Source organism: Nocardia altamirensis NBRC 108246, assembly GCF_001612685.1.
GTDB classification, from domain to species: Bacteria; Actinomycetota; Actinomycetes; order Mycobacteriales; family Mycobacteriaceae; genus Nocardia; species Nocardia altamirensis.
The window spans coordinates 263706-288020 of sequence record NZ_BDAY01000003.1; the positions used below are offsets into that span (position 1 = coordinate 263706).

Genomic DNA, 24315 nt, shown 5'->3' on the forward strand with positions numbered 1-24315 from the left:
CGGCAGGCTATTTGGCGTCCAGCATCGGCACGAGGTAGTGGCGGGCGAAGATCCTGGCCTGTTCGGCGGTGTCCAGCTCGATGGCCGAGGGTTTGGTCAGGATGAGCGACAAGGTGATTCGGATGTGCAGCTCGGCCACGGTGCGCAGGTGCCGCAGTTCCTCGTCCGAAATCGTGGTGTCGCGGTAGAACTCGTGTTGCCACAGGGTCACGCAGAACTCGCGGAACATGTCGACGATCGGACCCGCGCCGACCGTCAGCGAGGGCAGGATGGCATCCGGCTCGGTTTCCAGGAGTCGACGCAGCAGCGGATGATCGCGCAGGAATTCGACGGTGTAGGCGCAGCTTTCGGCCATTCGATCGGCCACGGTCGGCTGATCGCTGGTGGCGGCGGTGCTGCCTGCGAGGTATTTGCGTAGCTCGGCGAGCAGGACTGCTTCGGTGAGCGCGTTCTTACTGGGAAACTTGCGGTAGACCGTCGCGCGGCCGAGTCCGGCCCGCTTGGCGACGTCTTCCACGGTCGAACGCCGCCAGCCGACGACGGCCATCTGCTCGAAAGCCGCAGCCAGGATCCGCTCGGTGACTTCGTCGGCGTCATCGAGCAGGCGAAGCACCTCGGGATCGGGTGCCGCCAGCTTGTCCAGCAACGTGTCCCTCGTCACTTTCGTCACGGCTCTCCTTGTCGTCTCCCGGGCCTCAACAGTACCTTCGAGACGATCGGACGCTCAGTGTCTCATTTGTACCATACAATTCGGGAGCATGCATGGTGGCGATCTACCCCGCGGACGTGCGGGTTCGGGCGGTGCCTGCTCGGTGGGTGGTCGTCGTGTCGGGTGCCGTTCGGGCTGCCAGTGCGCCCGAGATCGCCGCCGACGACTGTTTGCGACAAATGCAGCAGAATGAACACAAAGTGTTGCATCGGCCGGATTTCGGGCTTAGGGTCGAGCTCATGAAGCAGAGCATCGCCGCTCTCCTGGCCGCCGGATTCTTCGGCGGTAGGGAGGAGGCCGCCGATCGGACGGTGGAGCGGATCCTCGATGCCACCGTCGCGGAGGCGGCGGCGACCGGCGTAGCGCGCTTGAAGATCGACGCGATCGCCCGGCGCGCCGGCGTGAACCGGGCGACGGTCTACCGCCGCTTCGGCGATCTCGACGGTCTGATCGAGGCGACGACGATGCGCGAGGGCAGGCGCATGGCCGACACCGTGTTCAGTGCGGTCGAGAGCGTGCACGATCACCAAGGCAGGCTGGTCGAGGGCTTCGTGGCCTGCATGCGGATGGCTCGCGAGCACCCGGTGATCGCGCGTACCGCCGCGCTGGAGCCGGACCGGCTCGTCGCCGCAGGCCTCGCCGACGACGCTGCACTGCTCAAGCTGGGCAGCGGCGTCGTCGCCGAGTTGATCCGGCAGGGGCAATCCGATGGCCACGCAACGCATTTGGATCCGGACGAGGCCGGGCAGAGCATCGCGATGCTGTTCGCGGCCTGCGTGCTGATGCCGACCGCGCAGGGTATCGATCTGCGCACCGACGAGTCGATCCGTGCTTACGCGCGACGCACGTTGGTGCCCATGGTTTTCGGGCCGAGCACGTAGCTCGATGCTGCCCGAGCAGTGAGAGGTGGACAGGCGATGAGCAACCACGATGCAGTGGTCCCGCACGAGGACTACGGTTTCTTCGGCCCGGATTCGGTGGCCTGGAAGGTGTTCCGGTATCCGACGACCCTGTCGGTCGGGTTCCAGCGCACGGTCGTCACCGAGATGTACGAGCCGTTCCTGCTGGCGTCGGTGAACGATACCGGCGCGGTGAGCAAACGCCCCTCCCTGCGTTACGACCGAACCCTGCAGTACATGGCCACCGTCGTATTCCACGACAGCCGTTCGGTGTTGAAGGCTTCCGACATCCTGGTGAAGATCCACTCGAAGATCACCGGCACCGAGCCGATCAGCGGATTGCGCTACGACGCCAACGATCCCGAGGCGCAGCTGTGGATTCACCTGACGGCCTGGCATTCGGTGCTCTACACCTACGAGAAGTTCGGGCCGGGCAAACTGACTCCGGCAGAAGAGGATCAGTACTGGGCGGAGTGCGCGCGGGCCGCGCAGTTCCAGACCATCGACCCCGACACCGTGCCGCGTTCGCGCGAGCAGATGCGCGCCTACTACGCGCGGATGCGGCCAATTCTCGCGGCAACCGAAGCGACGCAACAGCATGTCGATCAACTGCTCGACAGCGCGTCGACGCTGTTGCCGGACTCGCCGATGTTGTGGCCGGTCGCGAAGGTGACCCAGGCCGTCTTCCGTAAGGCGACCATCGCCACCCTGCCCGGCTGGATGCGCAAGATGGGCGGGGTGCAGCAATCGCCTGCGACCGACGCGGTGGTCACCGTCGCGATGCGAGCCATGTTCCGGCTGCTCGCGCAAAGTGTTGCGGCCCAACGATTCGTCGTCCGCATGGCCAGCCCGCTGAGCGTTCCGGTGGTGGATCCGATCCTGTGCGAGGTGCCCCCGGAGAACGCCGTGGTCTGGTCGCCGGAACAAGCCCGCGCCCACTACGGCGTCGAAACCCCCGTCGCGCAGTACGCACGGATCCGTGCGGCGCGCGACACAAAGGCCATGCCCGAGCATGCTGCTCCCGACGGCAGCCAACCGCTGCTCGCTTTCGGGTGAGCACGAAGGAGAACACATGTCGGTGACCCAGGCTCGTATCGCGCAATATCTCGCCGCCGCAGGCATTTTCGTCGCTTTGGCGTGGCAGTCGGATCTGACGAAGTTCGCGGTGACGAACCTGGTGATCCAAGGTGTGCTCTTCGGTGTCTTGGCGAGTGTGCCCGCGTATCGCACCGGGCACATGAGCTATGTCGACCTGGCCTGGTCCTGGGGTCTGGTCGAGATCGGCGTGCTGACGCTCGCGCTCGGCGGCATCGACTCGTCGCTGACCGTCTCGGTCGGCGTCATCTACGTGGTCATCGGCCTCCGATTGGGGATCTGGGCGACGCTTGCCGGGACCACCGGTGCGCTGACCGGAGACGCGGCACGCTATCGATACCAGCGGTTGCATTGGGAGACTGCCGGTTTGCGCAGTGAACGGCTGTCGATCCAGGTCGAGATCATGCTGCGGGGGATGACGAACATGAGCATCCTTGCCATCCCCGCGCTGCTGGCCGCCGCGCATCCGCGGTCCCTCGGCGTCATCGAGATCGTGGCATTGGTGCTGTGGGCGTTGTTCTTCGGCTTCGAGTCGGTGGCGGACTGGCAGAAGGCGCAGTTCCTCGAACGGGTCGAACGGCAGGCGAAGCGGCGCACCTGCGAGATCGGGCTCTGGCGATACTGCCGCCACCCCAACTACTTCGGGCACTGGATGCAATGGAACGCGGTGATCCTGCTCGTGCTGCCGACCTTGATCAGCCGCCGCGACGACACGGCAGGCGCGCTGTGGGTGATCACCCTGATCGGCCTGCTGAGCATCTCCGCGGCCCTCTACTACACGCTGGTCTATTACACCGGCGCTGCTCCCACCGAGTACTACAGCGCGCAATCGCGGCCTGACTATGCCGAATATCAGCGCACCACCAACCGGTTCTTCCCCGGACGCCGCCGCAAGGACAAGCCGGAGCCGCCATCGGAGCCACCGACGGAGGTGTTCCCAGCGGTGCCGCAAGAGTTCAACGGGACGCAGGCGTTCGATCCGACAGTGCAGATCAACCGCAGTGGTTGGGTCGTCCCGACCATCGAATGACCGCGGTGACCAGCCATGGCACTGGTCAGCCTGGTGTTGCATGAGGTCGTCGGCGTGGTCGGCGGCTCGACCCGATGCGGACGGAGGATGATGGGCAACCGTGCCCCACGATTCGAACGCCCCTGACCTGAAGCCACGCAGCCGCGACGTCACCGACGGCCTGGAGAAGACCGCGGCGCGCGGCATGCTGCGTGCCGTCGGCATGGGTGACGACGACTGGGGGAAGCCGCAGATCGGGGTCGCCTCGTCCTGGAACGAGATCACCCCGTGCAACCTCTCGCTCGAGCGGCTCGCCCGTGCCTGCAAGGACGGGGTGTTCGCGGGCGGTGGGTTCCCGATGCAGTTCGGCACCATCTCGGTGTCCGACGGCATCTCGATGGGGCACGAGGGGATGCATTTCTCCCTGGTGTCGCGAGAGGTGATCGCCGACAGCGTCGAGACGGTGATGCAGGCCGAGCGGCTCGACGGCTCGGTGCTGTTGGCAGGCTGCGACAAGTCGCTGCCAGGGATGCTGATGGCGGCCGCGCGGCTGAACCTGGCCAGCGTGTTCCTCTACGCCGGGTCGATTCTGCCCGGCATCGCGAAAATGTCCGACGGCAGCGAGCGCGAGGTGACCATCATCGACGCCTTCGAGGCGGTCGGCGCCTGTTCGCGCGGGCTGATGAGCCGCGCGGATGTCGATGCCATCGAGCGTGCGATCTGTCCTGGTGAAGGCGCGTGCGGCGGGATGTACACGGCCAACACGATGGCCAGTGCGGCCGAGGCGCTCGGCATGTCGCTGCCGGGCAGTGCGGCGCCGCCGGCGACCGACCGCCGCCGCGACGGGTACGCCAGGCGTAGCGGGCAAGCGGTGGTCGAGCTGATCCGGCGCGGCATCACCACGTCGGACATCCTGACCCGCGAGGCCTTCGAGAACGCGATCGCGGTCGTGATGGCGTTCGGCGGTTCCACCAATGCCGTGCTGCACCTGCTTGCGATCGCGCACGAGGCGAATGTCGAACTGACGCTTGCCGATTTCGCGCGCGTCGGCCGCCGGGTGCCGCACCTCGCCGACGTCAAACCGTTCGGCAAGCACGTGATGACCGACGTCGACCGGATCGGCGGCGTGCCGGTGATGATGAAGGCGTTGCTGGATGCCGGTCTGCTGCACGGTGATTGCCTCACCGTGACCGGCCGGACCGTCGCGGAGAACCTCGCCGATATCGCACCGCCGGATCCGGACGGCAAGGTTGTCCGTGCGATGGCGTCGCCGATCCATCCCACCGGCGGCATCACCATCCTCGAGGGTTCGCTGGCGCCCGGCGGGGCCGTGGTGAAGTCGGCCGGGTTCGACTCCGACGTGTTCACCGGCACCGCACGGGTTTTCGACCGCGAGCGCGCCGCAATGGACGCACTGGAGGACGGCACCATCGCCGCGGGCGACGTCGTCGTCATCCGCTACGAGGGCCCCAAGGGTGGCCCCGGTATGCGCGAGATGCTCGCCATCACCGCCGCGATCAAGGGCGCAGGCCTCGGCAAAGACGTGCTGCTGCTGACCGACGGCCGTTTCTCCGGCGGCACCACCGGACTCTGTGTCGGACATGTCGCGCCGGAAGCGGTGGACGGCGGCCCCATCGCCTTCGTCAACGACGGCGACCAGATCCGCCTCGATGTCGGCGCGGGCACCCTCGACCTGCTCGTCGAGCCCGAGGAACTCACACGCCGCGCCGAAGGCTGGAAACCGTTGCCGCCCCGCTATACCCGCGGCGTCCTCGCCAAGTACGCGAGACTCGTCGGCTCCGCCTCGTACGGGGCCGTCTGCGACTGACAACCCGCCACGCTCACGGCTACACGATGGCCCTAGATGCCCCACAAACCCTGCCTGCTGTTCACAGAGGTTGCCCGCCCTGTGAACAGTAGGCGAGGTCTGTGATCCCGCCGGACCAGACACTCTGCCAAGGTAAGTGGTGTGTATCCCGGTGTGGGGGAGGTGCTGCACTTCTCCGAAGATCCGACCATCGATCGGTTCGTTCCGCACGTCGCGCGGACCGCGCAACAGCCCGAAGCGTATGTGTGGGCGGTGGATAGGGTGCGCTCACCCGACTACTGGTTTCCGCGTGACTGCCCGCGGGTGCTGGCGTGGGTGGCGCCGACCACGACTGCCGACGATCGCGCGCGGATCATCGGACCCGGCGGCGGAGATCGGGTGCACGCCATCGAGTTCCGCTGGCTGGCCGCACTGCAGACGGTCGACCTGTACGCCTATCGACTGCCTGCGGCTCCGTTTCGGCCGTTCGGTGCGCCGGTGCCGCACGCCATGGTGGCGACCGTGCCGGTCGAGCCGCTCGGACCGGCGCAGCCCGTCGGTGATCTGCTCGGCCTGCATGAGCGCGCGGGCATCCAGCTGCGGATACTGCCGAACCTGGCGGACTTCTGGGATGCCGTGCGGTCCAGCTCGTTGGGGTGGAGCGGCATCAGAATGCGTGGTGCGCAACCACGTTCGGCGCTCAGCTGAGGTGGAGGTCCGAGAGGCCGAGCAGGGCGGTCACCTGGTCGGCGGGCATGGGGTAGTGGAAGTGCCAGCCCTGGGCGGTGTCACAGCCGAGATCCCGGAGCAGATCGGCCTGATGGCGGGTCTCGACGCATTCGGCGGTGACCGTGAAGCCGAGGGCATGGGTGAGATTGATGATCGTTTCGAGCAGCAGCAGATCGGTGGGGCTCGCGGTGTCCGGCGTGCGGATGCGTTGGATGAACGGGCCGGCCAGCTTGACCACGTGCAACGGAAGTTGGCCGAGATAGGCAAGATTCGAGTAGCCGGTGCCGAAATCGTCGATGGCGATGCGGACTCCGGAGTCGGCGAGGGTGTGCAGCGCCCGCAGCGGGCGGCCGGTCGTCTGCATGAACGCACGCTCGGTCAGTTCGAGCTGCAGCATGTTCGCGTTGATGCCGGTGTCCGCGATGATGTGCTGGACGTGGTCGAGCCAGGCCGGGTCGGCGACCTCGGCGGCGGACACATTGACGCTGACGGTCGGCGTATGTGGATACAGGTTGTGCCACTGTCTGCTGTCGTGGCAGGCCCGCTCCAGCACCACCGCGCCGAGCGCGCCGATATGGCCGTTGTCCTCGGCGAGGTCGACGAACCGGGCGGGGCTGAGCACGCCGAGATCAGGATGCCGCCAACGCACCAAGGCTTCGACGGCGACGGTTTGCGCGGTCGCGAGCGACACGATCGGCTGATAGTCGAGGAAGAACTCGCCCTGCCGCAGCGCCGACGGCATCGCCGCCGACAGCTCGGCGCTGGTGTGTTCGCGGCGGCCACGATCGGCATCGAAGATCGCGTAGCGCCCGCGGCCCGCCGCTTTGGCCCAGTACATCGACGTATCGGCGGCTTGCAGGAACTCGCCCGCGGAGCAGCGATCGGCCCGTTCCTCCATCACGCCGATCGACGCCGACACGGTCAGTTGATGTTCGCGAACATAGAACGGTTTGGCCAAGGCGTGCAGGACCGTCCTGGCCAGGCCCGCCATTTCGTTGACACCGCTGGAATGTGGCACCAGCAAGACGAATTCGTCGCCACCCATGCGCGCGACGAGCTGATCGGCCCGGGTCGGGCACGCACTGAGGCGCGCGGCCACCTGCGCGAGTAGTTCGTCGCCGACCGCGTGCCCGAAGGTGTCGTTGACGGTCTTGAAATGATCGAGATCGACGTAGCAGAGCCCGACCCTGGTGCTGTCCGCGAACGCGGCGGTGAGCGCGTCGAAGAACCGGGATCGGTTCGGCAGCCCGGTCAGCTGATCGTGGTGTGCGCGGTACTGCAAGCGTTCTCGCAATGCCCGTCGTTCCGAGACGTCTTCCACCAGCACCAGCGTGTACTGCGGCTTGCCGTGCTCGTCCCGGATGAGCGAGACGTTGATGTTGGTCCACACGGTGCCGCCGTCGCGATGCCGGTAGGCCTTCTCCAACTGCACATTGTCGTACTTGCCCGCGAGGACCCCCGCGTACTTCTGCCACATGTCCGGGCCGTCTTCGGGATGCGTCAGGTCGGTGACCGACAGCCGGAGCATCTCCTCCGGCTGATAGCCGAGCATGCCCGCGAACGCGTTGTTGACCTCGATGATCCGCCCGGTCATATCCGAGAGCCCGGTGCCGATGCCTGCTTGCGAGAACACCGCGCGCAACCGCGCTTCGCTGGCGCGCAGTTGCTGTTCCACCATGCGGCGGGCCGCGATCTCGGCCGCGCGGACGCTTTCCTGTTCGGCCAGCAACCAGCTGCGGAAGGCGCGCAGATAACCGGTGGCAAAGGCGGACAACAGCTCTGCCGCGCGGTCGGCGGGGACCGTGTCGACGAGGTAGGCGTTCAGCACGGCGAGGGTGCGGCCGAGCACCTCGTCGCCGACGAAATGCGATCTGGCCAGCTCACTGCCGAGTTCCCCGACCCGGTCGGCCGGTTCGGTGGACGCGGCGGCGGCGATGAATTCTTCGGCAAGCGCGGCAAGCAGCAGGCGGGACTCGGCCGAACTCATGGGCACGACATGGTTGCGCGGCCCGCCACCGAGTGCGGCCGCCCACCGTTCGGCCAGTTCGGCGTGCGGTCCGCCAGGATCTGATCCCCTCCCGGCATCCGACGCCATAAGCTCAGATCGTAGTCCGGTTTTCCGGACCCTGCTTAATAGGAGCAACCGGACAGAGTCCATCCGGACGGAAGTACCCGCTGCGTTCCGCAAACTACACGTCCCAGTCGGCTATTCGCATGACTGCAGACACCTGTGAACCCCGCTACGATGGCGGTGCTTTCGTGGGATATCGAGAAGGGTTCGGGATCGATGACCAGACCGAGTTGGGCACCTGAGGGAATCGATCTGGATCGACCCAGTGCGTCCCGCGTGTACGACTATTTCGTCGGCGGCATGCACAACTTCGAGATCGACCGGACGCTGGCGCGCCAGATCGAGGCGTTCACGCCGAATGTCGCCGAAACCATGCGTGCCAACCGGGATCTGCTGCGCCGCTGCGTGCGCTTCCTCGTCGACGCGGGCATCACCCAGTTCCTCGACATCGGCTCCGGCATTCCCACCGTCGGCAATGTCCACGAGGTTGCTCAGGCCCGAAACCCTTCGGCCCGTGTGGTTTACGTCGACATCGATCCGGTCGCGGTCGCGCACAGCCGCGCCATCCTCGACGGCAATCCGGCCGCCGCGGTGGTCAACGCGGACATCGCCGCCCCCGACACCATCCTCGCCGACCCGCAGGTCGCCAAGCTCCTCGACTTCGACAAGCCGGTCGCCGTCCTGCTGCTCGGCGTCCTGCATTTCGTCCCCGACGACGCCGACCCCGCGGCCGCCGTTGCCCGCCTGCGCGACACCGTCGCCCCGGGCAGCTATCTCGCCATCACCCACGCCACCCTCGACGGCCAGCCCACCGAAGTCCTGGAGGCGCAAAAGCTTTCCGGCCGCACTTCCACCGAAATCGTCCTGCGCACCAAGCCCGAGATCGCCACCTTCTTCGACGGCTGGACCCTCCTCGACCCCGGCCTCGTCCACCTCCCCCTCTGGCGCCCCGACAACCCCGCCGACGTAGGCGACCACCCCGAATCCTCCGGCGCCTACGGCGCCCTCGCCCACAAGGCCTGACCCGCAGACCGACCACTCACGCGGTGGCGGTGCGGAGGGCGAACCAGCCGGTGGCAGGGTCGGCGAAGCCGTGGTACATCAGGCGGATTCGGTGGTCTACGCCGAAGTGGCGGTAGACGGCGAGCATGGCGACGCGCATGGCCGACTGTTGGAAGTCTTCGGTGCGGCGGAAGCCGATGGGGTGTTCGGGGAGCAGCGCCAGGCGAGTGAGTTCGGCGGGGTCGTCGAGATCGAGGCCGATGGGTGCGGTGTCGGTGATGTGGTGGTCGTGCAGGATGGTGTGGACCTGGCCGGGGTCGGGCCTTCCGGTGTGGAACGCGCGGAACTCGGTGTGCAGCAGGCGCGGATCGGTGATCGCGGATTCGGTTTGCACCAGCGCGATCAAGTCGGGATCGCGACTCGGGCCCGCGGTATCGCCGCCGAGCGGGGCCTGTTCGAGCAGGTGCAGGATGCTGCCGCCGGGTATCAACGGTTCCGGCGCGAGAAACAGCGTGACGGTGGGGCAGACACAGCCCCGGCCGAGCAGACACACCTTGCGATGCGATGGATCGGGCATCCTGCCTCCTCCATGAACGGACGACTGGCGCCGCCCTGGGATCGGGACTTCGGGAGTTGCCGACCGCTGAGCCGCCGTGGCGTTCCGACGATCGACCGTGCCGCAGTTTTCTCAGTGTATGGAGCTGGGCGGCGCCTGTACACCGGCGCCGCCTGCTCGATTCAGCGCACGGGGAAGTTGAAATAGGTGTCGGGGAACGGTTCGTCGCGCAGCGTGAAGTGCCACCACTCTTCGGTGAGGTTCTTGAAACCGTGCTCGTCCATCAACTGGGTGAGCAGTGTGCGCAGCGCGCGTTGGGTGCCGCCGACGGCCGGGTTCGCGGTGTGCGATGCCGGGTCGAAGCAGTCGTAGCCGGTGCCGAAATCGAGGATGTTGTCGCGGTAGCGCTGCTCAGCGGGCAGGAAGCATTCGCGCAGCGGGTCACCGTCCCGATACGGCTCGGGATCGGCTGCGGGCAGCGCGACGATGCCGAGGTCGAGGGTGCTGCCGCGACTGTGCCCGGACTTCTCGGCGATATAGCCGTCGCGGAACAGATTCGCCTTGTCGACGTTCGGGTAGAACTCCTTCTTCATCTTCACATCGCCGAGGTCCTTCGCCCATGCGACGAAGTGGTCGACCGCGCGCTGCGGGCGATAGCAGTCGTAGGTCTTGAGCGTGAGGTTCATCAGCCGCAGCTCCCGCTGCACCTCGGCGAGCTTGGCCGCCGCCTGCTTGCTCAACAGGCATTTCGGTGCTTCGTAGCCGTTCACCACGGTGCCGAGGAAGTTGTGCTGCCCGAAATAGCGCGCTTCGACCAGGATCGTCGGATCGACATCGGTGATCGACACGAACGACGACTCGTCGGCCGCGGGTGGCGCCTGCGTCGTGGCAGTCGGCGGTGCGTCGGCGCCGGTGTCACCGCACGCCGTCACCATCATCGCGACCACACAGGCGAGTGCGGGTGCGCCGATGCGCCGTAACGATCGTCGGAACGTCATGTTTCTCCTCGCGATTCAGGTTCTGGCTCAACTACTTTCGCCCACTCGCCGGGTCGCGGCGGAGACGAGTTCGGCACAACGATCGCATGCCGGACCCACACGCCGCATGGTGATTCGCCGCCCGGTTCGGGGTCTCCATATGAAGCGGGAGTGTTTCGGCGGATACTGAACGAGTGAGTACGGGCGAAGAGCTCGCCGCCGAGGCGGTGAGCGCGATGGAAGAGACCATCGGCGTCGACGCCTGCGCCGAGCCGGGCTGGTTTCGATTCTGGTTTGCCGACCAGCGGTGGGAGTGGTCCGACGAGCTGGCTGCGATGTACGGCTACCAGTCGGACGCGGTGGCGCCGACCACCGAGCTGCTGCTCTCGCACAAACACCCCGACGACCGGGAGCATGTCGCTGGCTGTATCGCCGCGGCGGCCGAAACCGGGCAGCCGTTCTGCGGCAGGCATCGGATCATCGACACGGCGGGGGAGGTGCGTGAGGTGGTCGTCGTCGGCGACCTCATGACCGATGAGGACGGGGTCGTGGTCGGCACGTCCGGGTACTACGTGGACGTGACCGAACGGCTGGAGGAACAGCGCCAGGAAGTGCTCGAGGAGATCATGCCCGAGGTGATCGAGTCGAGGGCGGTGATCGAGCAGGCCAAGGGCGCGCTGATCCTGGCGTACGGGGTGAACGCGGAGCAGGCGTTCCGAGTGCTGCGCTGGCGTTCGCAGGAGACCAACACGAAACTGCGCGATCTCGCCGCGCAGTTCGTGCACGAGCTCAGGTTGCTGAGCAATGACACCGCAGGTTTCCGCACTCGATTCGATCACCTCTTGCTGACCGTGCACGAACGGGTCGACGCTGCTCAGTAGGCGTCGGCGCGGGCCAGCATGCCGCCGCGGTCATGTCCCGTTCGGTGGCTGACGGTTCGGCGCGGAATTCTGGGCGAGGGTGTGTGCGATGAGCAGCAGATGGTCGACCTGGGTGCGGAGTTCGGGGGACGTGAGGTTCAGCGTCGGGATCTCGGCGATCAACTGCGCGGCCAGCGCGCGAAGCTTGACGTTCGTCGCTTGCGAGCGTTTGCGCAGCATGCCGAACGCCTGCTCGGCGTCGATCCCGTAGACCAGCATCAACGCGCCTTTGGCCTGCTCGATCACGGCCCGCGTTGCCATTAGCTCAGGAGAAGCGCGTCCGAGGGGTGCCTGGCCACGGTCCTCGACTGCATCGCTCATATCGCAGGACTACCCACCGAGCCGATTGTTAAGGGTCGGAGACCGTTCGAAGTCGGTAGTGCCGCTGATCAGTGTTGCTTGCGGAATTCGGGCGCCCGTTTCATGGCTCGATGCGGTCGAGTAGCCAGCGCGGGCCGACGGTCGTTGCGCCGAGCGCTTCGACGCGATCGCGGAGGCCGCGATCCGCGGTCACCACGGTGATCGCTCGATGCGGATCCGCACCGACCGCCGCCGCGACCACATCGACGATCGCGTCGTCCCCGGAACCGTCCGCCGCCACCACCCGCAGCCCGCCGAAATCCGCGTCGGCCGCGTCCGTGACGGCAGCCCTCGCCGCCCCCTCGAGCACCACGACCACCTCACTCGGTTGCTCGAGCTGCTGACCAACGGTGGTCAGCTGGACCAGCAACCGCCGTGCCGCGCCCGCCCGATCCCGCCACCACCCATCGGGCCGCGACCCGACCACATTCGCGGCATCGACCACCACCAGCGCAACCCCGTCATTCGCCACCCACTCAGTCTCCTCCCGGCGTAGGCGGACCTACCGCGGCGACCGTCCCGAGCGAATAATGACCGAAGTGTGACGCGCAGGCCGGACGGGATTTTCCGGGTCGGCGCACCCGTTGTACGGGGAGCCGATATGAGGAGGTCATGTGGCCAACGAGTACAACAGGAATCCCGCGGCGGTCGCCGCACTCTCGCCCGAGCAGTACCACGTCACCCAGGAGAACGGGACCGAGCGGGCGTTCACCGGTGAATACTGGGACAATCACGAGCCTGGTCTCTACGTGGACGTGGTGTCCGGTGAGCCGTTGTTCGCCTCGGTCGACAAGTTCGACAGTGGTTCGGGCTGGCCGAGTTTCACCAAGCCGGTGGACGCGGAGAACGTGGTGCAGAAGCGGGACTTCAGTCATCTGATGATCCGCACCGAGGTGCGTTCCGCGCACGGCGGCAGTCACCTGGGGCACGTCTTCACCGACGGTCCCCGCGCGGAGGGTGGCCTGCGGTACTGCATCAACTCGGCGGCGCTGCGGTTCATCCACCTCGACGCGCTGGAGGCGGAAGGCTATGGGCAGTACAAGGCTCTTTTCACGAAGGAGGACGTGTGACGGACACGCGAAAGGCGATTTTGGCCGGCGGATGCTTTTGGGGCATGGAAGATCTGATCCGTAAGCAGCCCGGTGTGCTCTCGACGCGAGTCGGCTACACCGGCGGCAGCAACGACAACCCCACCTACCGCAACCATCCCGGCCACGCGGAGGCCGTCGAGATCGTCTACGACCCCGCGCAGACCGACTACCGGGCGCTGCTCGAGTTCTTCTTCCAGATCCACGATCCGACGACGAAGGACCGGCAGGGCAACGACATCGGCACCAGCTACCGCTCGGAGATCTTCTACACCGACGAAGATCAGCAGCGCGTCGCCATCGACACCATCGCCGATGTCGACGCCTCCGGCCTGTGGCCAGGCAAGGTGGTCACCCCGGTGACTCCGGCCCCCACCTTCTGGGAGGCAGAGCCGGAACACCAGGACTACCTGCTCCGCTACCCCGACGGCTACACCTGCCACTTCCCGCGCCCCGGCTGGAAGTTGCCGAAGCGGCAAACCACCGCGTAGTCAACGGACGCGGTGCCCGCCATACGCCGCGCGGCAGGCCTGCCGCGCGGCGACCGGGCTCACACTCCGGAGCGGATCATTCCCTTGGTCCGCATGAGGAATTCGGCGAGATAGCTGTCGTGCGGGACGCCGGGGCGCAGCCAGGTGGTCGGGTTGTCGCCGAGGTAGAGGTTGGTGATCGTCGGTTCGTCGAGGAGTGCGTCGATCAGCTCGTGCCGGTGCGTCATGGCGGTCAGCACCAGCGAATCTCGCAGCGGGACAACGCCGTCGGAGGGTGACCATGGCCCGACCCAGACGCAGGGGAAGGGCAGCTCGATGTTGAGTTGCGGTGCCGTGCTGCTCGACACCAGATGCACTGCGGGGCGTAGGACAGCGCCGCCGGTGGCCAGCTCGTCGACGATCGTGTCACCGCCGAGCACGGGGACGGCGCCGTCGGCGACCCGGTGCAGGTAGGCGTCGACGGCGCGCACCGAGTCGGTCGACTGCACGGTGAGGATCGCGTGCGGGTCATCTGCGGGCAGACTCGGAATGTCTTGCAGCACTTCGGCTAACGCGCGCGCCAGCGGTTCGGGATCACCCTCGACGAGTACCGCGGTCGCGCAGGTGCATGCGGTGCCGCCGAGATGGCTCACCGACTCGGCGATCAGCGCGAGATGGTCGCGCCAGTCCACGTCCGAGGTGACCAGGATCTTGGACCGCCCAGGGCCCTGGGTGAGCACCCGCGGATTCGCGCCGTACTTCTGGACGACGTCGTCGCCGCCGTAGACGATGGCGAAGTCCGCTTCGGCGATGATCACGTCCGCGGTCGCATGGTCGGTGGGAAGCAACGTGACAGTCGCAGGCGGGAAGCCTGCCATCCGCAATGCGGTGACCAGCCGGGCAGCGGTGAACGGCTCACGGGTGGACGGGCGCACCGCAACGCGATAGCCGAGCGCCAGCGCTTCCGGCCAAAGTCCGTGCACCGCAGGCGTATTGCCTGCGGCGTGCACCGCGAACACGTCACCCTTGCGGGTCCAGACGGCCGAGCCTTCGCTCGTCAGCGGGTCGGACCAGTCCTCGACGGCGCCCTTGGGCATCGCGAGCCCGACGGTGACACGCTGCTGGCGCAGCACCTCCGCGACCCAGTGCACCGCCTCGAGCACCACGGTCATCGGCACCCCGGAGGTGGTCGACACCAGGCGGGCGTACTCGCCGGGGTCGAGCCCGTCGACGACGCCGAAGAGGAAGAGGTCGGCCGCGCGCTCGAGCGCCGTCAGACGTTCGGCGAGCGGCAGCGTCTTGGCGCGCCGCATCGCCGTCATCGTGCGCCGCACATACAGTGGTGGCACCTGGCTGATGTCGCCGATGTGCTTGCCGGACACCGAGATCAACGGTGCGCGGTCGTGCGCACGGAACGCGCCGTTCGGGCCGAGCGCGTCGATCATCAACTCGCCCATCAGTAGACGCCCTCGATGATCTCGACGTTGTCGAACGAGCGCACCGGTCCGACGTCGGCGACCGAACAGCCGAGGATGTGGTCCGGTGGTTCGACCTTCATGGCGAGATCGCGTTCCCGATTGTTCGGCAGCAGTGCGTATTTGGTGAGATGGTTCATGACGACCTGCCCGCGTTCGCCGTAGCCGACGTCCGCTCCGGTGTCCGGATCCACCACGCGGAACGCGATATAGGGGCTCGGTGTGTCGAATACCGGCAACCCGTCGGGGCGCTCCTCATCGCGTTCCCGCGACATGCCGAGGATGGTGGTGCTGCCGTAGAGGCCTTTCAGCGGAATGCCGGGGAATATCTCCTCGCGGAAAACGGTGCGCGAATCCGCGTCCATGTGTGCGCCGCTCCAGCAGATGAGCCGGATGTTCTTGCGCACCAGCTCGACCAATTCGTCGCGCTGGGCGAGGCGTTCGAGGATCGGCGGTGTGGTGATGAGGATACCGACGGTTTGGGTCGTCAGAATATGGGCGGCCTGATCGACGATGTGCGCGGCGTACCGGTCGGTATCGGCGACGTCGCCCCGGCTGATCATCTGCTTGATCCAGCGCGGGTCGAGATCGACGGTGAATCGCACGCCCCGGTGTCGGCGGGCCCGACGCTCGGCGAATTCGCCGAACATGTGCGGACCGCTCGGCGTCACCGCGAGGACGTTCGCGTCGCCCAGGTCGGCGTAGTGGTGCTCGTCCCAGCTCAGCGCGAACTCCATCCACCGGTCGAACATCACGAACCGCTTCGGCGCCCCGGTGGTTCCGCCGCTCTCGTAGATCCCGGCAATCGTCCGGTCGGCACCGGTGAGACCGCGCGGGATCATCTCTTCGATGGCCACATCGCGAAATTCATTGACTACATTCGGAAAAAGGCGGAGATCGTCGAATGTTCGCACGTCCTTGCGCGGGTCGAAATCCAGTGTCTTCGCCCGCCTGAGCCAGAATGGGCTCCCGGTATCCGCACTGAAATGCCATTGCATGAGGGCGCGGATATAGTCGTCCGGATGGCCCGCCGCCAGCTCGCGATGGTCGATGTCCAAGATTTCAGGGAGCACTAGCGGCCTCCAGATAAAGCCCCGATCGGGCATTTCGCTCGAATGGGGCAATCTTCCCGTGCCCGACCGGCGGCCAACCTGTCACTCTCGCGGTTCGATCCCCCGATCGAAACCGGCTGTCGAACTTGCGGTTCCGCACTGCCGCCGGGGGAGCGGACAGTGCGGCCCGCCGACAGAATGTGGTCGGATGATCACATCAAGCGGTCATTGCCGACGCGCACCGGCAGTCGAATACGCGACCGCTCAGTTCATTTCGGTGCCGGTGTAGAACGCCGCGGTGCGTTCGTGTGCGGCCTGCGCGGCGTCGTCCGGCATCCCCGCCGCGCGCGCCTGCTCGGCCCATCGGCGGCTGCTTTCGGTGATGAAGCGTTTGGCGTCGGCCGTGTGGAGCCACTCGGAGGCCTCCAGCGGCGTGCTCGCGCCGGTGCTCTGGTAGTGGCCGAGGCCGGCGAAGCCGAGTTCCCAGCCGACACCCATCGCGCCGGGGCCGAACTCCGACCAACGCGCACTGTCGATTTCGCCGCTGTGCGTCAGGGTCATCCTGGTCCGTTCGGGGGACTCCGCAGTGAGCCGTACCTCGATGCGCGACGTTTCGCCGCCGAACTCCCAGGTAGTGGTGAATCCATGGGGCGGATCGCAGCTTTCGACGGTGCCGCCGGCATTGTCCTGCACCAGGAACCGTCCGCCGACGCGCAGCTCACCGCTGACCGGTGCGAACCAGCGAGCCAGCCGCTCGGTGGAGGTGCACGCGTCCCAGAGATCGTCGATGTCTGTCGCGTAGACCTGACTCAATCCGAGTGTGGCACTGACTGTTTCGCCGTGCTCGTCGGTCTTCAACGTGCGATCGAGGGCGTCGAGCTGTTGATCGGTGTCCATGGTCGGCTCGGTCATTCCGGATTCCCTTCATCGTGGTGTTGCGCGCGAATGCGCTTGCCGCGGGCGATTTCGGTGTCCAGTGCCGCCATCCGCGACGTCCAGAAGTGCCGGAAGTGCTCGAGCCAACGGTCCACCTCACGCAGTGGTGTGGTGTCGACAACGTAGAGCCGTCGCGCACCTTCTGGTCGCACGGTGGCGAAGCCGTTCTCGCGCAACACTTTCAGGTGCTGGGATGCTGCGGGCTGGCTGATCCCGAACTCCTCGTGTGCGACCGCGGCCAACTCACCTGCGGTCCGTTCACCCTCGGCGAGCAGCTCGAGCAGCCGCCGTCGCACCGGATCCCCGAGAACATCGAACGCGTGCATGACTCAATAATTAAGGCCGCGCTTATATAAGTCAAGGCCGAATATAGAAACCGGCGAGCGAGCGCACCGCCCTCGGCAGGTCAGCGGGGTGGTTGGCTCATGTCGCGGTTGTGTCGGGGGAGTTCGATGCTGATCGGCATGCGGAGTTCGGCCAGGTAGAGCAGGGCTGCCTGGCGGAGGAACTCGTCGAAGAGCCAGTAGGCGTCCGGCGCCAGCGGGACGAGGGGGAGCAGGCCCTCGCGGACCGCGATGAAAGGACCCCAGCTCGCTCTGAGCAGCGGATCCCAGACCGGTTCCCGCGGGATGGCCAGCCCGTCGGCGATCGGATCGCCGAGCAGGAAGCGGGTGAAGGCGCCGAGCACCGGCTTGCTGAGCACGGTGAGGTCGATGTTCACGCCGAGCCGCAACAGCCGGTCGGCCAGCGCGGCACCCTCGGGAGTCGGGGCCAGAATCGGGTCGAGGACCTGGGCCGCTTGGGAATCGGCCGCGCCCCACGAGTTGGGGATGTACTCGTCGCGGATGCCGAGCAGGTGCGCACACACCTGCCACGAGTGCAGGAATGCGTCGGACTCGTGCGCCGGAATGGGCACCCGCCACGCTGTCAGGTGCTTCATGACAGTTGTCGGCAAGCTGTGCCAGGTCACCATCATGTCGTTCTGGCTGATCGGAATGTCCTCGTCGGCTGCGTACACCCAGTGCGGGGACTGTGGAAGGAGATGGCGAACCGCCGCGTGCACCAGCCGGGTCTTCACGCACGTCACGACCATCTCGCCATCGGGCGCATAGGCATTCGCGGTGCCGATGTCGTAGCCGAGCTTCGCGGTCTTGGAGATCCGGTCCTTCAGATCATGACCGCCCTTGGAGTAGTAGACCGCCCGCGCTTCCTTCGGAATGACCGTGCTCATCATGCCGCTGGCCAATCCGTACAGCACGCCGAGATACAGACCACGCTTCTTGGTGAATTCGACCGAGGTCCCCAGCTTGCCCGGATCGGCCCACTGCGGCAGCTGCCGCGCGTACTCCATGAAATCCCTTAACTCCGTTGGCAATCCAGCAGGCAACGGTTGTCCGTTCCGGGTCCACGTCCGCAACAACTCGTTCACCCTCGGTACCTCGCCGCGCTCGATCAGCCCGGCCACCAAGGGATCTGCCTCCGCATCCCACACTCCCATCGGATCGACCCCGGACCCGGTCCCTGCCACCGACCCGCCCGGCGACCAGCTCCACGGTTCCGCCCGACCGGGTGCCACCATCGCCACTGAGCCGAGCGCCCCAAGCACCCCGCCTGCCTTCAACGCGGTCCGCCTACTGAGTTTGTCCATGTCGCTACTCCTCGCCGAGCCTGGACACCACCATGTCGACGCACTGCCCGGCCGATAGGTGCCGATCCGCGCCTTGGTGGTAGAAGAATAGTGATTAACTTAACAGGTTTGTCGGCCTGGCGTCTCGGCTTTGGAAGAACTGCATTGATTCGCGCTAGCCCGGCTGAACGTGATGCGATTGTCTCTGTCTAACTCGACATTTGCTCGCTATCCATGGGCTCGGCATTGCCGGTGTGTTGGACGTACACGCTGTGCCTGCAGGCTCCAGTTGATAAGTGCAGATCTTAATGATCGATAACTTATAACGACTTCGCTGAATGGTTCGAGTCGGTCTCGCTGCTCAGGTCGCCTGATCTCTAGCGGCCGGTTGGCAGATTGTGTTGCGCTCCAGCTGGATTCAGCTCTGCTTCCGTCGCATGAGGTGGTAGCGGAGGGCGACTGCGATGCCTGCGGCGACGATGATGCCTGCGAGGGCATGGCTGAGGTCTTTGGAGAGGCTCGGGGCGCGGTCGGGGCCGATGGCCCAGAGGGCGAGGGCGGTGCCGTAGGCCGTCGCGAGGGCGGCGGCCCACCAGCGCAGGGCGTGGAGGTGGGCGTTGCGCAGCGTGCCGATCAGCACCAGTGCGACCGGGATGATGGCGACCATGGCGAATTGGCCGATGATCAGGACCGGTACGACCCAGGCGGAAATGATGACCGACCGTGTGGCCGGGCGGCGGGTGCGGTGCGACATCGTGGTGGGCACTGTCTGCTCCTGCTGGGTATCAAGCATGGTTCTCTCCTGTTCAACGGCCGTTCTCGGCATTTAGTTAGCATCACTCGCTCTGGTTAGAGGTTATAACTCGATGTTGGTGAGCGTCAATAGGGAAAGTGATAGGCTCTAACTAAACTTCGATGGCGTTGCGTGGATAGGGAGTGCTGATGGCAGACACCGGTGGGAAGACGCCGCGCGAGCGCTACCGGGACCAGGTGCAGGCGGAGATCAAGCAGCACGCGTGGGAGCAGCTGGCGACCACGGGTGTTTCCGCGCTGTCGCTCAACGCGATCGCCAAACACATGGGCATGAGCGGCCCCGCGCTCTACCGGTATTTCGCCAGCCGCGACGAACTACTCACCGAGCTCATCCGCGACGCCTACCGCAGCCTGGCCGACACCGTCCAGGCGGTCGCCGAATCCGGTTCGGACATCACTGGTTTGGCCCTCGCCCTCCGAGACTGGGCGCTCGAAGACCCGCACCGGTACTTCCTCGTCTACGGCACCCCCGTACCCGGCTACCACGCACCCGCCGACACAACGAAGATCTCGAACGAGATCATGACGGTGCTGATCAACGCGCACGCCGCGCAGGCGATCGACAAGCAGGCAACGCCTTTCGACGCGCACCTGGACCACCACCGAGAATGGGCAGGCGGCCATCCGGCGTCGACCACGACTCTCCATCGGGCACTGTCCTTTTGGACCAGGGTGCACGGCGTGCTCTCCCTCGAACTCGCAGGCCATTTCGCCGGAATGGGGTTCGACCCCGCCCTGCTGTTCGCCGACGAAGTCGCTGACCTCCTGACTCCGGCGCAGGGTTGACCGTCGCCGATTCGCCACGCGGTCAGCAGTTCGCCGTGAACACGCTCACCGAAGCCTTGTTCGACCTGTACAACCCGGCCCAGATCGATGTCCTGGTCCGTGTCGGGAGTGAACTCTGGCCGTCCTAGAACCTCGACCGGCCGTGATCGATCGCGGACCGGTTCAGCTCACCGGAGCCGAACCTCGGCGGTGGCGAGGCCGAAGATCTTGCGCCCGGCCGACTTCGCGACGAGGACGATGACCGCGGTCCTCGTTTCGGGGTCGAGAGATTTGATGCGCCCGGTGAATTCGACGCTGCCGACGGTGTTCGATTCGACGACAGTGTAATTCGACAGACGAACCGCGTACCGGGTCATGGCGCCCGGGTCGCCGAGCCATTCGGTGAGGAAGCCCGCGCCGAGCCCCATCGTGAGCATCCCGTGCGCGATGACATCCGGGAGCCCGGCGAGCGGTGCAACGCTGTCCGCCCAGTGGATCGGGTTCGCGTCACCGGCCACGCCCGCGTAGTTGACCAGATCACCGCGCGTCAGGGTCGCGATCCGAGGCGGAAGCTCGAGACCGACGGTGGCGTCGTCGAATCGGATCGCGGTGCGGGGCACCCGCGTTCGGGTCGCCTGGGACAGGTGCAGCCCGGCGTCCGGTGCCCTACCGCCATTCGTCGCGGCAGGCTCGGCGACCTTGGTCCGGGAGGGAACTTCGATGCCGTGCATGACCACTCGTTTGACGGCGTCGCTGATGCCGGCGTCGACTTCCTCGCCGGTGACGCCGACGACGGTCGTGTGCATGACCTGCACCACCTCGCCGGTCTGGTCGGTGAAGGTGTTCTTGACGGTGAGCAGATCCCGGCCCGCGATCCGCCGGACCGATTCCAGCTCGACATCGCTGACCAGCCGGTCGCCGGTGACCACCGGCTTGTGCATCTCGAAGACCTGATCGGTCTGCACGAACACGTCGTAGCCGGTGATCACGGTCTCGAAGAGCCTGCGGTTGGCCAGCATCGCGGGGATCGAGACGAAGGTGGTCGGCGTGACCAGTCCGGTGTAACCGAGCGTGTCCGCGGCGTCCTCGCTCCAGTGCGCCGGATGGAAATCCTGCACGGCGCGCGCGTACTCGCGGATCTTCTCCCGTCCGACCTCGTAGTAGTCGTCGACTCGGTAGTGATGTCCCACCAACGACTCCATGTGCCCGACCGCGTCCAACGTCGCTTCCATTGAGCTGCCTTCCTGGTCTCGGCCCCCGGTGAACCGGAACTGTGCGGTGCCAACGACGGGCGCATTCGGGTCGCCTCGTTGTGACACTGGGCCACAACCTATCCGCTGGACGCATCCGGCACCCAGGGTGGGTGCGGCTTGTGGCCGGCGCGGAACAGCAGAACGCCCCCCGGTGCGCTGCGGATCGCGCCGGGGGGCGTTCTGTCATGGGGTGTTCGTGGTTCGGGTTACCGGATCAGGCCACCTTTGTAGGGGGCGTCCTTTGCGCGCTGCGGTGCAGCGGTCTTCGTCTCGCCCGCCTTGCCGGGCGGGTTGTCGCTGAAGGCGTAGGTCGCGACCGAGAAGGCGATCGCGCCGGTGTTCACCCGCAGCGCCTTCTCGTTGATGTTCTTGGTGCTGTCGCAGGCTCCGTGGTAGCAGGCGTCGTAGGGCTTGCCCGCTTCGCCGCCGAACATCTTCGCCTCTTCGGGCGTCTTGATGCCCTCCGCGCCGGTGAACAGACCGCCGGCCGGGATCCCGACCGCGATGAATGGGCCGTAGTCAGAGCGGCCGTCGAACGGGGTGGTGACGTGCGGGAGGCGCAGGGCGTCGAAGTAGCGGTCGAAGTTCTTCTCGATCTCCGCGGAGCCTGCCGGTCCGCCTTCACTGCCGTCATAGATCTTGTACGCGTAGTTCGGCGAACCGATCATGTCGAAGTTGAGGTAGAGCCCGAGCTTCTTGCGGTCTGCCTCGGACAGGCTCGCCACGTAGTGCTCGGAGCCGAGCAGGCCGAGTTCCTCGGCGCCCCACCAGGCGAAGCGGACCTTGTTCTTCGGCGTGAACATGGCCGTCTGCAGCGCGACCTCGAGCAGGCCCGCGCTACCGGAGCCGTTGTCGTTGATGCCGGGTCCGGCGAGCACCGAGTCCAGGTGCGCCCCCGCCATCACGACCTTGTCCGCGTTGCCGCGCTTGGTCTCCGCGATGACGTTACTGGTTGCGCGAGTGGTGCTTTCGGTGTCGGTCTTGAGTCGAACGACAACGTTGGCCGTTGCGGCGAGTTCCTGGCCGACGGCGAAGCTCGCGCCGACCACCGGCAGCGTGAAGCCAGGTCCGCCGAGGGTTCCGCCGAAGGTGTCGGTGCGGCCCGGCTGACCCTCGTTGAAGATGATCACGCCGGATGCCCCTGCGGACTGGGCATTCTTGGCCTTGTCGGCGAAGGGGCAGGTGCCGCGCTGCAGCAGCGCGATGTTGCCCGCTTTGAAACCGGCGAAGTCGGTGGCCTCACAGCCGGAGGTCGAGCTCGGCTCCGGAGTCGGCGGCAGCGTGAGGTCGACAGCCTGCACCGTGGCCTTGGTGTCGCCCGAGCCCGAATAGGTCAGTGTCGCAAAGTCGCCGAGGGTACTGCTGCCGGGCGGGGTCGGCTTGTATGTCTTGGCGTTGGGGGAGATTTGGTCCATGACCCCCGTCGACTTTTCCTTGAAGAACGGGAAATCGAACTTCTGCACCGTCACCTGATAGCCTGCGCCACGCAGCTTTTCGGCCACATAGTCGCGGGAGGCGTCGTAGCCCGGCGTGCCTGCGGCACGGGTTCCGTTGTGTGCGTTGGCGATCGACTGAAATTTGTCGAGGTGGCGTTTGATGTTCGGCACCTGGACCGAGTCGACCAATTGTCGCTCGGGTGCGGCGCTTGGTTCCGAGTGTGCCGAACCCGCGAACACGAGCGACAAAACAACGGGTAGCGCAGTGGCGGCGGCAATTACGTGGCCGGCTCTGGCGCGGCAGAAAATGCGGGGCATGACGGCTCCTCCAAAGGGACGGTTGAATCCCGATGGTCGGAGATTAAGCGGATTCGACGCCTTCGTAAAATCCCACTTGAACACAGTGGGAACCAGTTCCCAATAGTCACACCATGATTCATGCGGCGAGCCACCCTCGATGAATCCGCGGTACTCGACAACGATTTCCGCCGGTCGGTTCCGGTGACCGGGATCAACGGTGGGTAGCCGGATCAGCCCGGCCGTACGGTGGGGCAGGTTTCCGACGATCGGCCGAAGGCTGCCGGGGAAGGAGGAGTCGCCTGTCGTGCGCTTCTACCTCGCGGACAGCGCGTCGCGACGGTCACCACTTGAGTGGGAACTGAGTGCGGAAGCTCTTGCCCGCTAACGTGATACGCGCAATCTCCCGACCCGCTTCACCCACGGATGGTTTGACCTGGACCTGATTTGTCCCACCGCTACTCTTCTGCCTGATACCGGTCGCCCAGTGCTGGTTTGTGTAGCTATGAAAGGTTTTCGGTTCTATGCGTAAGTTCAATGCAATTTCTGCCGGAATTGTGGCCGGCGCCATGTTGGGGGCTCTCGTGTTGCCTGCGGTTACCGCGACCGCACAGCCTGTTCCGGTCACCGGCACTGTGTCGGTCGAGCCGGTCGTGCAAAACACGGATGAGTCCAGTCAATTGGGTACCGGATCGTCGTTCTCCGGCCCAGGACTAACGGGGTCGTCGACCACTGGGTCGTCGGGTTCGTTCGGGTCGTCGGGAAGCAGCTCTGGTTCCGCGGAAGGCGCCGGGGGCATCCTCGGTCGGCTCCTGCGCGGCATGCTGACCGGCTCCTGATACTCAGAGAAGAAGGCATCATCTCGTGCTCGCCAACAAAGAACCCGACGACCAGGATCCCGAGGCAACCGAAGTCATCAGCATTCCCGATGCTGGCGAAAAGGTCGGCACTGGTGTGGATTCCACGGAC

The 24315-nt window shown here is 66.1% G+C and carries 24 protein-coding genes; 10 read left to right on the forward strand and 14 right to left on the reverse strand.

Features of this window, described 5'->3' with window-relative positions; genetic code table 11:
* Positions 1 to 7 precede the first annotated feature (7 nt).
* Entirely contained in the window at positions 8 to 670 is a 663-nt protein-coding gene (locus NA11_RS01590; protein ID WP_069159874.1) for a TetR/AcrR family transcriptional regulator, read from the reverse strand.
* 92 nt (positions 671 to 762) lie between these two features.
* Between NA11_RS01590 and NA11_RS01595 the strand changes: the two genes are divergently transcribed.
* The 5 genes from NA11_RS01595 to NA11_RS01615 all read left to right on the forward strand — a co-directional run bounded on the left by NA11_RS01595 (position 763) and on the right by NA11_RS01615 (position 6227).
* Complete coding sequence (locus NA11_RS01595) at positions 763 to 1590, forward strand: TetR/AcrR family transcriptional regulator (RefSeq protein WP_069159875.1); 828 nt, start codon at positions 763 to 765, stop codon at positions 1588 to 1590.
* A 36-nt stretch (positions 1591 to 1626) separates the two neighbouring features.
* Positions 1627 to 2664: an oxygenase MpaB family protein gene (locus NA11_RS01600; protein ID WP_069159876.1), complete on the forward strand. Its 1038-nt coding sequence runs from the start codon at positions 1627 to 1629 to the stop codon at positions 2662 to 2664.
* 16 nt (positions 2665 to 2680) lie between these two features.
* Positions 2681 to 3733, forward strand: coding sequence for a DUF1295 domain-containing protein (locus tag NA11_RS01605; RefSeq protein ID WP_069159877.1), 1053 nt, complete (start codon positions 2681 to 2683; stop codon positions 3731 to 3733).
* 100 nt (positions 3734 to 3833) lie between these two features.
* Positions 3834 to 5540 carry a dihydroxy-acid dehydratase gene (ilvD, locus tag NA11_RS01610; protein WP_069159878.1) on the forward strand — a complete coding sequence of 569 codons (1707 nt, stop codon included), beginning with the start codon at positions 3834 to 3836 and terminating at the stop codon, positions 5538 to 5540.
* Positions 5541 to 5681: 141 nt separating this feature from the next.
* Positions 5682 to 6227: a DUF6886 family protein gene (locus NA11_RS01615; protein ID WP_069159879.1), complete on the forward strand. Its 546-nt coding sequence runs from the start codon at positions 5682 to 5684 to the stop codon at positions 6225 to 6227.
* Here the strand turns inward: NA11_RS01615 and NA11_RS01620 are convergent.
* A complete protein-coding gene (locus NA11_RS01620; protein WP_069159880.1) occupies positions 6220 to 8343 on the reverse strand; it encodes a putative bifunctional diguanylate cyclase/phosphodiesterase in 2124 nt (707 codons plus the stop codon). The two genes, NA11_RS01615 and NA11_RS01620, sit on opposite strands and share 8 nt — an antisense overlap.
* Before the next feature lie 192 nt (positions 8344 to 8535).
* Between NA11_RS01620 and NA11_RS01625 the strand changes: the two genes are divergently transcribed.
* Positions 8536 to 9342: an SAM-dependent methyltransferase gene (locus NA11_RS01625; RefSeq protein ID WP_069159929.1), complete on the forward strand. Its 807-nt coding sequence runs from the start codon at positions 8536 to 8538 to the stop codon at positions 9340 to 9342.
* A 16-nt stretch (positions 9343 to 9358) separates the two neighbouring features.
* Here the strand turns inward: NA11_RS01625 and NA11_RS01630 are convergent, their stop codons facing one another.
* On the reverse strand, positions 9359 to 9898 hold the full coding sequence (locus NA11_RS01630) for a hypothetical protein (RefSeq protein ID WP_069159881.1): 540 nt from the start codon (positions 9896 to 9898) through the stop codon (positions 9359 to 9361).
* Positions 9899 to 10059: 161 nt separating this feature from the next.
* Positions 10060 to 10875 (reverse strand): M15 family metallopeptidase, encoded by an 816-nt coding sequence (locus NA11_RS01635; protein ID WP_069159882.1) that lies wholly within the window; start codon positions 10873 to 10875, stop codon positions 10060 to 10062.
* Between the two features lie 215 nt (positions 10876 to 11090).
* Between NA11_RS01635 and NA11_RS01640 the strand changes: the two genes are divergently transcribed.
* Positions 11091 to 11735, forward strand: coding sequence for a PAS and ANTAR domain-containing protein (locus NA11_RS01640; RefSeq protein ID WP_069159930.1), 645 nt, complete (start codon positions 11091 to 11093; stop codon positions 11733 to 11735).
* A gap of 30 nt (positions 11736 to 11765) precedes the next feature.
* Here the strand turns inward: NA11_RS01640 and NA11_RS01645 are convergent, their stop codons facing one another.
* Entirely contained in the window at positions 11766 to 12035 is a 270-nt protein-coding gene (locus NA11_RS01645) for an ANTAR domain-containing protein (RefSeq protein ID WP_069159883.1), read from the reverse strand.
* A 160-nt stretch (positions 12036 to 12195) separates the two neighbouring features.
* A complete protein-coding gene (locus NA11_RS01650) occupies positions 12196 to 12606 on the reverse strand; it encodes an NYN domain-containing protein (protein WP_069159884.1) in 411 nt (136 codons plus the stop codon).
* Between the two features lie 142 nt (positions 12607 to 12748).
* Here NA11_RS01650 and msrB point away from each other — a divergent pair, with 142 nt between their 5' ends.
* Positions 12749 to 13204 (forward strand): peptide-methionine (R)-S-oxide reductase MsrB, encoded by a 456-nt coding sequence (msrB, locus tag NA11_RS01655; protein WP_069159885.1) that lies wholly within the window; start codon positions 12749 to 12751, stop codon positions 13202 to 13204.
* 44 nt (positions 13205 to 13248) lie between these two features.
* On the forward strand, positions 13249 to 13713 hold the full coding sequence (gene msrA, locus NA11_RS01660; protein WP_141717331.1) for a peptide-methionine (S)-S-oxide reductase MsrA: 465 nt from the start codon (positions 13249 to 13251) through the stop codon (positions 13711 to 13713).
* A gap of 59 nt (positions 13714 to 13772) precedes the next feature.
* On the opposite strand, the gene NA11_RS01665 is transcribed toward msrA, so the two are convergent.
* From NA11_RS01665 to NA11_RS01690, 6 genes are all read right to left on the reverse strand, one after another.
* On the reverse strand, positions 13773 to 15149 hold the full coding sequence (locus NA11_RS01665; protein WP_069159887.1) for an aldehyde dehydrogenase family protein: 1377 nt from the start codon (positions 15147 to 15149) through the stop codon (positions 13773 to 13775).
* The gene (locus NA11_RS01670) at positions 15149 to 16240 is read right to left on the reverse strand and encodes an AMP-binding protein (RefSeq protein WP_141717326.1); all 1092 of its coding nucleotides are present in this window, start codon (positions 16238 to 16240) and stop codon (positions 15149 to 15151) included. The genes NA11_RS01665 and NA11_RS01670 overlap by 1 nt, the downstream gene beginning before the upstream one ends.
* 243 nt (positions 16241 to 16483) lie before the next feature.
* Complete coding sequence (locus tag NA11_RS01675; protein ID WP_069159889.1) at positions 16484 to 17131, reverse strand: SRPBCC family protein; 648 nt, start codon at positions 17129 to 17131, stop codon at positions 16484 to 16486.
* On the reverse strand, positions 17128 to 17481 hold the full coding sequence (locus NA11_RS01680; RefSeq protein WP_069159890.1) for an ArsR/SmtB family transcription factor: 354 nt from the start codon (positions 17479 to 17481) through the stop codon (positions 17128 to 17130). Before NA11_RS01680 ends, NA11_RS01675 begins: the two co-directional genes overlap by 4 nt.
* A gap of 80 nt (positions 17482 to 17561) precedes the next feature.
* Entirely contained in the window at positions 17562 to 18803 is a 1242-nt protein-coding gene (locus tag NA11_RS01685) for an oxygenase MpaB family protein (RefSeq protein WP_069159891.1), read from the reverse strand.
* Positions 18804 to 19200: 397 nt separating this feature from the next.
* Positions 19201 to 19575: a hypothetical protein gene (locus tag NA11_RS01690; protein ID WP_218023217.1), complete on the reverse strand. Its 375-nt coding sequence runs from the start codon at positions 19573 to 19575 to the stop codon at positions 19201 to 19203.
* A 149-nt stretch (positions 19576 to 19724) separates the two neighbouring features.
* Between NA11_RS01690 and NA11_RS01695 the strand changes: the two genes are divergently transcribed.
* Positions 19725 to 20381 carry a TetR/AcrR family transcriptional regulator gene (locus NA11_RS01695; RefSeq protein ID WP_069159932.1) on the forward strand — a complete coding sequence of 219 codons (657 nt, stop codon included), beginning with the start codon at positions 19725 to 19727 and terminating at the stop codon, positions 20379 to 20381.
* Between the two features lie 167 nt (positions 20382 to 20548).
* Here the strand turns inward: NA11_RS01695 and NA11_RS01700 are convergent, their stop codons facing one another.
* Positions 20549 to 21592 (reverse strand): fused (3R)-hydroxyacyl-ACP dehydratase subunits HadA/HadB, encoded by a 1044-nt coding sequence (locus tag NA11_RS01700; RefSeq protein ID WP_069159892.1) that lies wholly within the window; start codon positions 21590 to 21592, stop codon positions 20549 to 20551.
* 227 nt (positions 21593 to 21819) lie between these two features.
* Positions 21820 to 23367 carry a M28 family metallopeptidase gene (locus tag NA11_RS01705; RefSeq protein WP_069159893.1) on the reverse strand — a complete coding sequence of 516 codons (1548 nt, stop codon included), beginning with the start codon at positions 23365 to 23367 and terminating at the stop codon, positions 21820 to 21822.
* Positions 23368 to 24315 lie beyond the last annotated feature (948 nt).

What these genes read in the sequence shown, in the direction of transcription:
- NA11_RS01680 (WP_069159890.1), bottom strand. Translation starts at nt 17,481, where the DNA reads ATGCACGCGTTCGATGTTCTCGGGGATCCGGTGCGACGGCGGCTGCTC.
- NA11_RS01595 (WP_069159875.1), top strand. Translation starts at nt 763, where the DNA reads ATGGTGGCGATCTACCCCGCGGACGTGCGGGTTCGGGCGGTGCCTGCT.
- NA11_RS01645 (WP_069159883.1), bottom strand. Translation starts at nt 12,035, where the DNA reads ATGGCAACGCGGGCCGTGATCGAGCAGGCCAAAGGCGCGTTGATGCTG.
- NA11_RS01640 (WP_069159930.1), top strand. Translation starts at nt 11,091, where the DNA reads ATGGAAGAGACCATCGGCGTCGACGCCTGCGCCGAGCCGGGCTGGTTT.
- NA11_RS01635 (WP_069159882.1), bottom strand. Translation starts at nt 10,875, where the DNA reads ATGACGTTCCGACGATCGTTACGGCGCATCGGCGCACCCGCACTCGCC.
- NA11_RS01695 (WP_069159932.1), top strand. Translation starts at nt 19,725, where the DNA reads ATGGCAGACACCGGTGGGAAGACGCCGCGCGAGCGCTACCGGGACCAG.
- NA11_RS01705 (WP_069159893.1), bottom strand. Translation starts at nt 23,367, where the DNA reads ATGCCCCGCATTTTCTGCCGCGCCAGAGCCGGCCACGTAATTGCCGCC.
- NA11_RS01685 (WP_069159891.1), bottom strand. Translation starts at nt 18,803, where the DNA reads ATGGACAAACTCAGTAGGCGGACCGCGTTGAAGGCAGGCGGGGTGCTT.
- msrA (WP_141717331.1), top strand. Translation starts at nt 13,249, where the DNA reads ATGGAAGATCTGATCCGTAAGCAGCCCGGTGTGCTCTCGACGCGAGTC.
- NA11_RS01605 (WP_069159877.1), top strand. Translation starts at nt 2,681, where the DNA reads ATGTCGGTGACCCAGGCTCGTATCGCGCAATATCTCGCCGCCGCAGGC.
- NA11_RS01665 (WP_069159887.1), bottom strand. Translation starts at nt 15,149, where the DNA reads ATGGGCGAGTTGATGATCGACGCGCTCGGCCCGAACGGCGCGTTCCGT.
- NA11_RS01700 (WP_069159892.1), bottom strand. Translation starts at nt 21,592, where the DNA reads ATGGAAGCGACGTTGGACGCGGTCGGGCACATGGAGTCGTTGGTGGGA.
- NA11_RS01625 (WP_069159929.1), top strand. Translation starts at nt 8,536, where the DNA reads ATGACCAGACCGAGTTGGGCACCTGAGGGAATCGATCTGGATCGACCC.
- NA11_RS01620 (WP_069159880.1), bottom strand. Translation starts at nt 8,343, where the DNA reads ATGGCGTCGGATGCCGGGAGGGGATCAGATCCTGGCGGACCGCACGCC.
- NA11_RS01675 (WP_069159889.1), bottom strand. Translation starts at nt 17,131, where the DNA reads ATGACCGAGCCGACCATGGACACCGATCAACAGCTCGACGCCCTCGAT.
- NA11_RS01600 (WP_069159876.1), top strand. Translation starts at nt 1,627, where the DNA reads ATGAGCAACCACGATGCAGTGGTCCCGCACGAGGACTACGGTTTCTTC.
- NA11_RS01690 (WP_218023217.1), bottom strand. Translation starts at nt 19,575, where the DNA reads ATGCTTGATACCCAGCAGGAGCAGACAGTGCCCACCACGATGTCGCAC.
- NA11_RS01630 (WP_069159881.1), bottom strand. Translation starts at nt 9,898, where the DNA reads ATGCCCGATCCATCGCATCGCAAGGTGTGTCTGCTCGGCCGGGGCTGT.